Here is a 13497-nt window from a genome sequence, read left to right on the forward strand (position 1 = left end):
AATCTCTAAACGGTTTTTTTTATATAATGCAGTAACTAGATGTTTTACCTATTTTTTGATAAACTTAGCAGTATAACTAAGGCCATCAGCATATACTTTTATTAAATACAACCCACTAGAAAGGTCTTCGAGATTTATTTTATTTAATTCTTTTTTGTAAACCTTTAATCGTTTACCAATTACTGAGTAGATTTCTATTTTTGAAAGTGCAACATCTTGTGAAACAATATTTAATTCATTAATCACAGGATTAGGATACATCTTTAAAGCAGATTTTAAAACATTTTCTGCAGTACTTAAAGAACAACTTTCACCAACAGTATAATTAAAATATTTAGTAACTGCTAAACCACCAGCAAAAGCAAATTTACAAGCATAGCTAATAGATTCACCTACTGAAAATCCGCTTACAGTTGTTGAAAATCGATTACCAGATTCAGCACTCATTTGAGTTTCGGAAAATGGAGATTGCTTCCATAAATAAGCCACAACTCCTGTTTTATCAGTATCTAACAATTCAAAAGTAAAAGTAACTTCTGAGCCATTTGTGATAAATTCATAAGTATAACCTAAAGAAAACTCACCTTGTATTGCTTCACTTTCTGTTCCTGAACATTCAGAATTTGTGTTTTCTAACGTGGTTGCTTGTAAGCTTATTGAATTATTAGCAGCCTCATTTCCAGATAAATCTTTTGCAGAAACACTAAAATCATATAAAGTATCTGCTGTTAAACCACTTATCACTATTGATTTTTGAACTCCTGAATCACTATTTATAGATTCAGTATTATTGCCAAAAGTAACGTCATAAATTACTTTTCCTGAATCATCTGTTGCATTTAACAAAATTTCTACTGTTGATGCACTCACATTGCCAATACTTGCTGTAAAATTATCTGGAGGAGTTGTATCAGAATTACTACCTGAACAACTATTCCCAACAACATAATTAAAATATTTAGTAGCAGATAAGCCACCTGCATAAGCAAATTTACAGGCATAACTAATAGTTTCACCTATTGATAAACCACCAACTGTACTAGAAAATATATTCCCTGATTCTTGATTCATCTGAGATTCTGTAAATGGAGTTTGTTTCCATAAATAAGCTACGACACCATTTTTATCTGTATCTAACAACTCAAATTGAATTTTAACCGAAGTTCCTATGGTTTCAAAAGACACACGATATCCTTGTGAAAAACTTCCTTGACTTGCTTCAGAGGAAACCTCTTCACATTTTTGTTCTTCAGATACTGTAATTGAAATTTCTTCTGATGTAGTTGTTGCCCCAGAATTATCGGTAGCTACAGCTTTAATTTGATGTGAACCAATACTTGCATTATCCCAAACAAAATTATAAGGTGAGTTAGAAACTTCACCCAACTTTGTAGTACCACTAAAATACTCTACTAAAGCAATTGTACCATCTAAATCACTAGCAGATGCTGAAATAGTAATTTGTTCTCCTTCTTTAAAAGCAGCATTATTACTTGGTGCTGTAATTGAAATAGTTGGATTTACATTTCCATTATTTGAAACTATTACCAAAACCTCATCAGAATCTTGATAAGTTCCATCATCTACAGATAATTTGCATTTATAAATACCTTCTACCAAATTAGAAATAGTTGGTGAAGCAATTGTATTGTTATCAAAAATGATCGTTGAAGGCCCATAAATTTGCTCCCAATTATAAGTTATATTTTGTCCTTCAGGATCATTACTTGCAGAACCATCTAGCATTGCAGTTGAATCAGGTAGTATCACAGAAACGTTTGTACCTGCATTAGCAACTGGAGGAACAAAAGGCAATGCCTCTTTATAACTAAATGTCATTTTACCTAAATTGAACTCACCATTTTCTATAAATAATCTCAACACATTTTCACCTTTAGTTAACTGAATATCAGAAACATTCTTAGTTTGCCAAGCATCCCAATCTGAAGTATAACCCACAGATATATCTGGACTTATTTTAGTGCCATCAATTTCAAAATAAAAAGGACCTCCTCCACTTTCATTACCAGATGTATATCTAAAACTTAGATCATAAACTCCAGCAGTTTGTGCATCAACTGTATACTCCATCCATTCTCCTGCAGTAATCCAACCTATCGTTGCTCCTTCTCCGTTCACAGAAATGGCATCTATATTTTCTTCTGTTCTAAAATCTCCATTATTTCCTACAGACGTATCAACATAAGTAATGCCTTGCCCAATTCCACCTTCAAACTTATCATAAAAGCCTGCTTCAATTTCACCAGGAATACTATTAGGAGTGCCTAAATAAGGTACTTGTTCCCCTATTTGTACTTCAACAATATTGGTAACACTAAATTGATTATTTACATAAACCTTAGCATAAAAACCATGAACACCCAATCCTAAATTAGCTGCTTTAAGTTCGTATGGAGCTGATGCGTCTTCACCTATAGAGGTTGTTCCATCAAAAAACTCAACCTTAGTAATTCCACTTCCAGAAACAGTGGCTGTTAAATTTACACTACCATTTGGAAAAGCTTGGGCAAAATCTGATGATAAAACTCCAGAGACATCTAAATCTCTATTTGTTTTCATTTGATTTGCAGGAACCGTTAATTGAAATCCGTCTGAAAAAGAAACCGTAATTTCTGTATCAGAATAATTATGCGCAACGTATGTTGTTTCTCCATTTTGCTTAAACACTGCTGCAATAGGATAATTTGCTGTAATTGTAGCATCTACAACACCCATTGCATTAACAGAATGTAGCCAATGATAAGTTTGGGCATCAGAAATACCAAATTTTAAGCTTCTTTCTGGATAGTCATTATATAAATCGACTGCTTTTTGTGGGTTTGACATTGACAAATATTTCCAATAAGTATCGTACCATAAATTTGGATGTTCTTGATTATTTAAAACAACTGTATTTGCTTCGATTTCCGCCCATAATTTCTGTGCATATTGTTGATTATGCCCTAGGTAAAAAGAACCTCCATGAATGGGATACATCTCAATGCCATAAGCTGCTTCAATATCTGCTGTCCAAAAAGTACCATTATCATAAGAATTACCCCAAACTCTAGATACTAAACTGTATTGTTGTGATGATTGAAAATTACGTTCATAAACATCAAACCAATATTCTTCTACGGCTGTTTGTTCTGTGGTATAAATATATATTCCTAAATCTCTTATTGCATCGTTCTCTGTGATTGTTCCCCAATGAATTAAAGACGATCCAAATTGCATACTTTCTGAAGTTGATTCTTGATCATTTCCTTGAGGAAAAGTTGCAAAGCCATTGGCCCAACTATGGCCTGCATAGGGACTGAAATTTCTTAAAAATGGAAATAAGGAATCACTTCTATCTGTTGAAGCTGCATCTTTTATTAAAGTATTTATCATTGGCCCCCATTGTGAAGCCCAACCAGGTTCAAACTGTTCCATAAAAGCAGCAGCATGAATAAAATATCCCCAGTGAAAATGATGATCATTGATGTTTGTGTCTTGGCCATGACCTGAAGGATAACCTAATAAAGCAGACCAAGTATCATTATAATAAAACAAAAATGCCTTTTCTCCAGACTCATAACTTAACCAATCTTCTAAACGCTCTTTAACAGTGGCTATCATTTTATCTCTTGCAGCTGTATTTCCTGTTTGATCAGCAATTCTAGCTGTTTGAATTAAACGATTCATAACTTGACCTTCATTGTAAGAATCCGTCCAAGTTGCTAAACCATCATTTTCAATTTGAGAAATTTTACTCTCTAGCTCAGCAGGACTAAATCCTGTGCTGTAATTTGCTAAATAAGGTATTGTTGGTAAAATTCCTTTAAATGTATTTTCTACTGTAAAGCTGTTCCCTTCTAACATTTTTAACTCACCTCTTACAGATGCATAAGTATAAGAACTTGGCACAGGAGAATTAGTACTTGTATTATACCATTGATGAGGCAATAAGCCTAGTAACATATTTGAGTTAGATCCTTCTTTAACATCTGTGGTAACTGTGAAAGTTGTAGCCACTTTAGATGTTGCTTCATCAAAACTCCAATTTGTAGCAGTATTTGTTGGAAAAACGTAAGCATACTTTTTTAGATTTTCAACTACATCATTTACATTACTGGTATTTTGTGGTAACATTGCCATTGACCAGTACGTTTTACCATTTAAGGTTGATGTATAGGTTGCACCTGATTGATTCCATACACTACCAATTGGTGCATAGAATACAAAATCTTCATCTCCAGATGCGTTTTCTATAATTAACACTTCATTATTAACAGTTGCTGAACCTGAATTCACTTTTATTTCCACAACATCATCTGCATCTTTTTCGTAATATAAAAATGGCATACCAATTCCTGAAGTTACATTCATTTCATTGTCTGTATCTTTCCAATTCATTGTAACTGTCCAATCTGAATAATCAGAAACTGTGGTTTTATCTGTAGACAAACCTTGAAGACTAACTTCTATGGGAGCAGAATCTCCAATAACTCCCCAAGGAATATATGTAACAATTAAACCTGTATTTGTAGTTTTCATTGTCATTGGATAATTGAATAAATTATCTGCATGATTCTCTTTAACTAACTTAGACCACCAGTCATTTGTTGGAACTGGTTTACCTATAGCATTACCAGACAATTGTGGTGTACCTGAAGGAAAACCATTTCTACCTGCTTCATCTGTTCCAGGATGTGAATTTGTATAACTACCACTACCAACTTGTGTTGTTTGACAGTTTATTGAAAAACTAATAAAAATAATTAGTGCACTAAGAAAATATTTTAACATAAGAATAAATTAAATGAATACGCTATTTGTAAAGCTAACTGAATAGTTTGTATAATGGAAAATATTAAGCCATACAAAAACCATACAAACCATAATTTTAAACGTATTCTTAATGCTTTTATAAAAAACAAAAAACCGTTTAGAAATATCTAAACGGTTTTTTTGTTATAACTTAATTAAACTATAGTTTTCTTAAATAAACAGTTCCATAACCACTATTTAATTTCATCTTATACATACCTGTGTTATATTTTAATTTCATTCTAGTATTTATATGACCAAAATCATCCATTTCTTTTTCTTCTAACACCTTAAAATCTACATCACTATAAACAGATTTACCAATAGCATCTATAAGTAAACTAGACTTATTAGGAATTTGAACATCTATAAATCCGTTATTACTGTATATAGAAAAGATACCTTTAGGATATTCTTTTTCAAATTCGATAGTAACATTTCCTCCAATTGTATTTACAGTAACAGGACCAGAAACATCTTTCAATTTCATATTATTAAGGGTAGATGTTATTTCTACCTCTCCTTTAAAATATGATAAACTTGAGGCTTTTGAATTAAAAAATCGAACTTGACTATTCTTAGATTCTTCACTACAATTATTTGTAGACCAATTTAGTTTTATTGTGTTTGGAATTTTCACCAAATATCTTTCATTGCTTGCCATAATAAAACGAACTTGATTTTGGTCTTTGAAAAGCAGTTCTCCATCTCTTTCCTCTATAGTAAAATAAATACCCAAATCAGCATTTTGATTCTTTTTACCTAACTTCTTAAGTCCCTTTTTTCTATCATTATCTATATTAAAAAATACAAAATTTGAGGAGGACAAAGAGTCTTTTCCTTTAATAGTTGTAGAACTTACTTTCGCTAAATTTTTTGATTTAGCATATCCCCTTACAACCCAAGGTGAGTTTTCTTCTCTTTTTTCATGTAAACTTTTAATAACAACTTCATCTCCATCATAACCCTCTATCTGAAACTGTTTAGAGGAACAAATTCTTAAAGTTCCTTTATTAAACTTTATTTTTTTCTCTTGTGCATTCAACGCACTAAACCCAATTAGAAATATTACTGTAAAAATTAATTTTATATTTTTCATGATATTATTTATTAATATTTGCCATAGCTAATGTTGCATTATTTTTAACTATAGGATACGTTTGTTTACTATTAATGATTTTTTCAAGAGGTTTTTGTGCACGATTTTCTCTTAAAATACTCAATGCTTTTATTAATTTAATTTGCACCAAAGGTTTATCTTCATTCTCTAGAGCAGTTATTAAATTCTTTCTTATTTTTTCATTTTTTGGAAATTGCAATAAACCATCAATCGTTGCAATTTTTACATTTGCATTTTCATCTTGATGCAAAATTTGAATTAGTCTGTTTATTATTCTAGTATCTTCTTTTTGATATTCATCATTAAAAGCATAAACACCTTCTAAACGTTTTCCTGCTGAATCTGCATCTAAGTTTGCCAATAATTGTTGTTCTTCTTTAGAAATTGAGTCTTTGTTTGTAAACCAAAACGCAAAAGAAAATATGATTGCAAGACAGGCAGCTACAGACATATATCTTAAATACACAACTCTACTTTTTTTAGGTTGATGTAATTTTTGTTTTAACATTTCCTCAAAATTCGCATCAGCTTTTTTAGACATTTGCTCATTTGAAAAGGAGCTTTTATTGTCTTTAATAAAATCTTCTAATTTCATAAACCTTGTTTTTTAATCAATTTTAATAGTTGTTGTTTTCCTCTTCTAAATTGATTTCTAATAGTACTTTCTTTGGTATTTAGCATTTCTGCAATCTCCTTATGAGTATACTCTTCTATCAAATAAAGAGAAAGCACAATACTGTATTTATCTTTTAAACTAGCCATACATTCTTTAACAAATTTTATTGATGGAGTTTGCTCTAAATTATCATTAATTTCTTCTACTTCTTTTTCTAAAGCATCGTATTCGTCAGATACTATGAATTTGTGTTTTGCTTTAGAAACATCAATAGATTTATTAATTACAATTCTTTTTAACCAAGCACCTAAATTTGCATCCTCTTTTAAATGAGATATTTTTTCGAATGCTTTTATAAAACAATCTTGAACTATATCTTCGGCTTCTTCTCTACTCTTTAAAATTCTTACTGCTGCTCCAAACATCATATTTTTATAAGCATTATAAACCTGAATTTGGGCTTGGTAATTGTTAGATTTACATTCTTGTATGAGTTGTTTGGTATTCAAAAAATTAGTTGGTTGATTTTGTTTACACTATAAGAACGTGAAAATTTTAAAAGTGTCGCAAAAAATATAGATTAATTCTAAAAATAGTTTAAATCGTCAATCAAATTCTTATTTTTATAAAAAATCTATTTAAATGAAAGTATTAACTACAACAATATTATTTTTTATATCGCTATCTGTTTTTAGTCAAACTAATAAAATGGCTTTATTAAAATTTAAAAAGGAATACAATGTTTTAGAATATAGGTTAAAGACAAAGTCCACAGCTTTAAATCATTCAACAACAAAGGAGAATGAAAAATTAAGTTTTGAAATGAAACAAGAATTGATTGATCTAGAAACCAAATATGGTTCTAATGAAATAAAATTATATATAAATAAAAATAAGTATGCAGAAGCAGTAAATAAAACACTACTTAAATACGAATTACTTATAAATGAGATAAAAGCTAAGCATCAAATTGAGCTTGCAAAAATTGAATCTGATTTTCAAAATGAAATAGGTAAGCTTCAATTAAAATATAAAATTGCCCAATAAAAAAGAGCTTGTATAAATATACAAGCTCTTTTTTTTAATAATGATTATGGTTAAATCAATCAAATTCTGTTTCTAGTTTTAAATAATCTAAAAACTCTCTTTTTGTTTCTTTATTTTTAAACTTACCACCAAACTCAGCAGTTACTGTAGAGCTTTCAATATCTTTAATTCCTCTTGAATTTACACATAAATGTTTTGCATCAATAACACAAGCTACATCATCTGTACCGAGTGCTTCTTGCATTGCTTGTACAACTTGCATTGTTAAACGCTCTTGAACTTGAGGTCTTTTTGCAAAGTACTCAACAATTCTATTCATTTTAGATAAACCAATTACTTTACCATCTGATATATAAGCAACATGTGCTCTACCAATGATAGGTAATAAATGATGCTCGCAAGTAGAATAAACCACAATGTTTTTTTCTACCAACATTTCACCATAATTATAATTATTATCAAATGTAGATGCCTTTGGTTTGTGTTTCGGATTTAAACCCATAAAGATTTCATTTACAAAAGCCTTAGCCACTCTTTTCGGAGTTCCTTGCAAACTATCATCTGTTAAATCCATACCTAAAGTGTTTAAAATATCTTTAACACTTTCTTCAATTCTCTTTATTTTTTCATCATCAGAAATATCAAAAGCATCTGCTCTTAATGGAGTTTTTGCAGAAGTACCTACGTGGTTTTCTCCTATTTCTTCAATTCTTTCTTCGTTCATTATGGTATTTAATTCAAACTTATTGAAACGTAATTATTTTGCAAATTTACGTGTTTGCAACGTATTTTATCCTCTTTTGTATCAATAATCATTATTGATGTATAATTATTGACAACTACTGCCTCTTAAAAGAAATCTTTATTGCAATTTATTTACCAATTCTGATTTAGAACAATGTTGTTGTTCTCCAGTAATCATATTTTTTAATGTAAACAGTTCTTGTGCTACTTCTTGAGAACCTGCTAAAACCACATATTCTATTGCTCTGTTATTAGCATAGGTCATCTGCTTTTTCATCTTAGCAGCATCTGGATATAATTCTGCTTTAATATTGTATTTTCTAAGTTCAGAAATGGCTTTCATGCAATACAAACCTTCAGCATCTCCAAAATTAATAAACAATACTTTAGGCTTAGGTAAATCTACAGATTTGAATAAACCCAGTTCTTCCAGCACTAAATAAATTCGATCTAAACCAAAAGAAATTCCTACTCCAGAAACATCTTTCATTCCGAAAATACCAGTTAAATCATCATATCTTCCTCCTCCTCCAATAGAACCCATTTTCACGCCTTTTGGTGCTGAAACTTCAAAAATTGCTCCTGTGTAATAATTTAAACCTCTAGCTAAAGTTACATCTACCTCTAAATTTGCAGATTGCAGGCCTAATTCTGTAGTTGCATTTATTACAAATCTTAATTCTTTAACACCCTGCAATCCCTCCTCTGAAGTAGCTAACATAAGGTCTAAAGCATATAAATTTTCTAAATTAGAACCCTTAAAATTAAATAAAGGTTGGACTTTTTGAATAGCTTCTTCAGAAATACCTTTTGCGAGCATTTCTTCTTCTACTTTAGCTTGCCCAATTTTATCTAACTTATCTAAAGCAACAGTAAAATCAATCAGTTTATCTTGAGCCCCAATTACTTCTGCAATTCCAGATAAGATTTTTCTATTATTAATTTTTATAGTAGTTTCTGTTAAACCTAATTTGGTAAAAACAGTATCATACAATTGTATAAACTCTGATTCTTGCCATAAAGATTTACTACCTACTACATCTGCATCACACTGATAAAACTCTCTAAAACGACCTTTTTGAGGACGATCTGCTCTCCAAACAGGCTGCACTTGATAACGTTTAAAAGGAAACGTGATTTCATTTTGATGCTGAACTACATACCTTGCAAAAGGTACAGTAAGATCATACCTTAAAGCTTTTTCAGAAATCTGTGAAGTTACCTTTGTACTTTCTTTATCTGCCAATAATTGTGCATCTGCCTTCTTAAGAAAGTCTCCAGAATTTAAAATTTTGAAAATAAGCCTATCACCTTCTTCACCATATTTACCCATTAAAGTTGATGAGTTTTCAAAACTCGGAGTTTCTATGGGCTGAAATCCGAAAGTTTCAAAAGTAGTTTTAATAGTGTTCATGATATAAGAACGATTGGCTACTTCTGTTGGTGAAAAATCTCTAGTTCCTTTTGGAATGCTTGGTTTCATATAATTCAGTTATCAATATTTAGTTATTCATTGTTTGTAAATAAAAAATCTAAGTATTGTTTATGGATACTTTTTTGCAAGTGCAAATATCGTGAAAATCTTACAAATTTTCAGGGCTAGCTTTGCTTTTATTTCGAACACGCAAAGAATAAATAGATGCGTTTAACTCGAAACCTAAAAGAAGAATAATGGCATTTAGCCAAATAAATAGCATTAAAATTAACAAGGTTCCTATAGAGCCATACAACTCATTGTACTTTGCAAATTCAGTAACATAAAAGCCAAAAAGGTAAAATGACAATACTGATAAAACTGTTGTAAAAACAGCTCCTGGAGAAAAGAATCTAGAGTATTTACCTTCTTTTACTCCATAATGATAAAGCATAGAAACTGTAATAAATATCATGGCTAAGAAAATGGAACCACGTACTAATTGAATCCAAATTAAATTATCTTCTAACCAAGCTAGGGTTACATAATCTTTTAAAATCAATTCAAAAAAGATGATTATAACCACTGTTATTAATAGAAAAGCCACAATTACAAAAGACACAAACATGGCTATAAAGTAGGCTCTAAAAATATTACGAATTTCTTTTACGTGATACGAAAATTCAAATCCACCAAAAATTGCATTTACACCATTAGTCATTAAAAAAATAGATCCTATAAAACCAAAAGATAGCAAACCTCCATATTGATTGTTGATAATATCAATAATAACTGTATCAACAGCATCAAAAGTTTTGGGTGGCAAAACATCACTAATAATAGAAAGTAAACCTTCTTGAGCACCATCTATAGGTACATAAGGTATTAAGGTTAAAATGAATAAAAGAAAAGGAAAAATAGCCATGAAAAAGCTGTAAGCAATTCCACTTGCTCTTGTAGTTAAAGCTCCTTCCACAATGCCTATCAAATACATTTCTAAAACATCGTACAAAGACATGCCATTTAAACCTGGCACTTTAATTTTTTTTCCTAGCTTAACTAAAGAGTTAACCACAGGAATTTTATCAAATTTATCTTCGGCAATTTTAGACATATACCACTAATCTATAACAATTTTATATTTTGATAAAAGACCAACAAGATTTTCTTTACTAAATTTTGCACCTTTTACTTGGTTTTCTTCCAAACTAAAACTAAAATTTGCAGACGTTCTAAAATCAGATTTTTCTAAATTAGATCTATCAAAAGTGGTGTTTTTTAAATTGCATTTATCAAAGAATGCATTACTTAAAATACTCTCAGTAAAATCTACTTCCTCTAAATTACAATTGATAAATTTAGTATTCGGAATCTTTAATTGATAAAAAGAACTAAAATTTAGTTGACAATCTTTAAAACTAAATTGAAGCAAAAAAGGATCACATTCATTGAATTTTACACCAATCATTTTGCAATTTAAAAATGAGATTTCTTTAAATGCAGTATTGGTGACAATTGTATTGCTAAAATTACAATCTATAAAATCGCATTCCACAAATTGAATGTTTGAGGCATGTACACTTTCAAAATTACAATTCGTAAATGTACAATTATCATATTCTCCTTTGCTGATTTTAGTTTTCGTAAAATCAACTTTTGTAAAAGTTTCATTATCAAAAAAGTCTAACATCACTTATTTTAAAGGGCTTTTAAGCTCAAATCCAAATTATAAACCGAGTGTGTTAAAGCACCTGAAGAAATAAAATCTACTCCACATTCTGCATATTTTCTAATCGTATCTTCATTAATTCCTCCTGAAGATTCTGTTAAACATTTATCGCCAATTAATGCAACTGCTTTTCTAGTATCTTCATAATTAAAATTGTCAATAAGAATTCGATAAACACCTTCATTCGATAAAATTTCCTCAATTTCTTTTAAACTTCTAGCCTCTACAATAATTTTAATATCTAAGTTTTTTTCAGCTAAGTATATTTTAGTTTTAGTTATTGCAGCTGTAATTCCACCAGCAAAATCTATATGATTGTCTTTTATCATAACCATATCATACAAGGCAAATCTATGATTTTCTCCTCCACCAATTTTCACTGCCCATTTTTCTAAAGCTCTAATTCCTGGTGTTGTTTTTCTGGTATCTAAAACTTTAGTACCTGTGCCTTTTAACAGGTTAGCAAAAAATGCAGTTTTAGTTGCTATTGCAGACATTCTTTGCATGGCATTTAACACCAAACGTTCTGCCATTAAAATAGATCTAGATTTACCAGAAACATGTAAAACAATATCGCCAAATTTTACATTTTCACCATCCGTAATAAAAGTTTCTACTTGCAAATCTGCATCAACATAAGAAAAAACCTGTTTTGCAAATTCTACACCAGCAATAACTCCTGTATCTTTAACCAATAACTTTGCTTTGCCTTCTGCATCTACAGGAATACAAGAAAGTGAGGTATGATCTCCATCACCTATATCTTCTCTAATAGCATTTTTTATAATTAAGTCTAACTCGTTTTTAATTTGTGCTTCTGTAATCATATCATTTAATTGTGATGTAAAAATAGTAATTCAAACGTCATAATTCGTAATTTTGACACATGAAAATTAAACTTTTAGCGATAGGAAAAACAGATAATAAACAATTATCATTATTGATAGATGAGTATCAAAACCGTTTAAAACACTATATAAAGTTTGAGTTAGATATTATACCAGACATTAAAAATGTTAAAAATTTAAGCGAACTTCAGCAGAAAGAAAAAGAGGGCGAACAAATTTTAAAGAAACTACAAAATACAGATGTTTTGGTTTTGTTAGATGATAAAGGAAAGCATTTTACTTCTATCGAGTTTTCTAAATATTTACAAAAGAAGATGAATGCTGGTTTGAAACAATTGGTTTTAGTTATTGGCGGTCCTTATGGATTTTCTGATGCTGTATATCAAAAAGCACAAGGTAAAATATCGCTTTCTAAGATGACGTTTTCTCACCAAATGATTCGTCTTTTTATTGTTGAACAATTGTATAGAGGTTTCACCATTTTAAAGAATGAACCCTATCATCATGAGTAGACCTTATTAATCTTCTTAAAAAGGAGCAAAAACTTTGTAACTTTGTTTCTCTAATACTTTCAATAAATAAATGAAACTCGTTTTTGCCACCAACAATTTAAATAAATTAAAAGAAGTGCAAGAAATGTTGCCAAGCTCAATTGAATTATTAAGCTTAAAAGACATTAATTGCAATGAAGAAGTGGACGAAACCGAAAACACTTTACAAGGTAATGCTAAACTAAAGGCAGATTACATTACCAAAAATTACGGTTACAATTGTTTTGCTGATGATACTGGTTTAGAAGTAGAAGCTTTAGATGGTAAACCTGGTGTTTATTCTGCAAGATTTGCTGGTGAACCTAGAAGCGCTGAGCGAAACATGCAAAAATTACTTGATGAGCTAAAAAATAAATCAAACAGAAATGCTCAGTTTAGAACAGCAATCTGTTTAAATTTAGACGATAAACAGTTTTTATTTGAAGGAATTTGTACAGGTGAAATTTCACATAGTAAACAAGGTGATAAAGGTTTTGGGTATGACCCTATCTTTAAACCAACCAATTACAATGAATCTTTTTCAACTATGAGTGCTGCCGAAAAAAACAAAATTTCTCATAGGGGTATTGCTGTGCAAAAACTTGTTGACTTTTTGAAAAATTATTAAACGAATATC

At 30.2% G+C, this 13497-nt stretch carries 12 protein-coding genes; 3 read left to right on the forward strand and 9 right to left on the reverse strand.

Annotated elements, in window-relative coordinates; translation table 11 throughout:
- Positions 1 to 48: 48 nt before the first annotated feature.
- From V7R38_RS11170 to V7R38_RS11185, 4 genes are all read right to left on the reverse strand, one after another.
- Positions 49 to 4791 (reverse strand): glycosyl hydrolase, encoded by a 4743-nt coding sequence (locus V7R38_RS11170; protein WP_334058463.1) that lies wholly within the window; start codon positions 4789 to 4791, stop codon positions 49 to 51.
- A 181-nt stretch (positions 4792 to 4972) separates the two neighbouring features.
- Positions 4973 to 5911, reverse strand: a complete 939-nt coding sequence (locus V7R38_RS11175; RefSeq protein ID WP_334058464.1) for a hypothetical protein — start codon at positions 5909 to 5911, stop codon at positions 4973 to 4975.
- Between the two features lie 4 nt (positions 5912 to 5915).
- Entirely contained in the window at positions 5916 to 6527 is a 612-nt protein-coding gene (locus V7R38_RS11180) for a HEAT repeat domain-containing protein (protein WP_334058466.1), read from the reverse strand.
- Positions 6524 to 7057, reverse strand: a complete 534-nt coding sequence (locus V7R38_RS11185) for an RNA polymerase sigma factor (RefSeq protein ID WP_334058467.1) — start codon at positions 7055 to 7057, stop codon at positions 6524 to 6526. Before V7R38_RS11185 ends, V7R38_RS11180 begins: the two co-directional genes overlap by 4 nt.
- A 133-nt stretch (positions 7058 to 7190) precedes the next feature.
- On the opposite strand from V7R38_RS11185, the gene V7R38_RS11190 reads away from it, so the two are divergent.
- Complete coding sequence (locus tag V7R38_RS11190; protein ID WP_334058468.1) at positions 7191 to 7595, forward strand: hypothetical protein; 405 nt, start codon at positions 7191 to 7193, stop codon at positions 7593 to 7595.
- Positions 7596 to 7650: 55 nt separating this feature from the next.
- On the opposite strand, the gene folE is transcribed toward V7R38_RS11190, so the two are convergent.
- From folE to nadC, 5 genes are all read right to left on the reverse strand, one after another.
- A complete protein-coding gene (folE, locus tag V7R38_RS11195) occupies positions 7651 to 8319 on the reverse strand; it encodes a GTP cyclohydrolase I FolE (protein WP_015479923.1) in 669 nt (222 codons plus the stop codon).
- A gap of 138 nt (positions 8320 to 8457) precedes the next feature.
- A complete protein-coding gene (hisS, locus tag V7R38_RS11200; RefSeq protein WP_334058469.1) occupies positions 8458 to 9822 on the reverse strand; it encodes a histidine--tRNA ligase in 1365 nt (454 codons plus the stop codon).
- Positions 9823 to 9922: 100 nt separating this feature from the next.
- Positions 9923 to 10867, reverse strand: coding sequence for a YihY/virulence factor BrkB family protein (locus tag V7R38_RS11205; protein ID WP_334058470.1), 945 nt, complete (start codon positions 10865 to 10867; stop codon positions 9923 to 9925).
- A gap of 6 nt (positions 10868 to 10873) precedes the next feature.
- Positions 10874 to 11443: a pentapeptide repeat-containing protein gene (locus tag V7R38_RS11210; RefSeq protein WP_334058472.1), complete on the reverse strand. Its 570-nt coding sequence runs from the start codon at positions 11441 to 11443 to the stop codon at positions 10874 to 10876.
- An 8-nt stretch (positions 11444 to 11451) separates the two neighbouring features.
- Entirely contained in the window at positions 11452 to 12309 is an 858-nt protein-coding gene (gene nadC, locus V7R38_RS11215) for a carboxylating nicotinate-nucleotide diphosphorylase (RefSeq protein WP_334058474.1), read from the reverse strand.
- 59 nt (positions 12310 to 12368) lie between these two features.
- Between nadC and rlmH the strand changes: the two genes are divergently transcribed.
- Positions 12369 to 12842, forward strand: a complete 474-nt coding sequence (gene rlmH / locus V7R38_RS11220; protein ID WP_015479918.1) for a 23S rRNA (pseudouridine(1915)-N(3))-methyltransferase RlmH — start codon at positions 12369 to 12371, stop codon at positions 12840 to 12842.
- A 70-nt stretch (positions 12843 to 12912) separates the two neighbouring features.
- Positions 12913 to 13488, forward strand: a complete 576-nt coding sequence (locus tag V7R38_RS11225; protein ID WP_334058477.1) for a non-canonical purine NTP diphosphatase — start codon at positions 12913 to 12915, stop codon at positions 13486 to 13488.
- Positions 13489 to 13497 lie beyond the last annotated feature (9 nt).

Origin of the sequence: Polaribacter sp. P097 (assembly GCF_036864555.1) — a bacterium.
GTDB lineage: Bacteria > Bacteroidota > Bacteroidia > Flavobacteriales > Flavobacteriaceae > Polaribacter.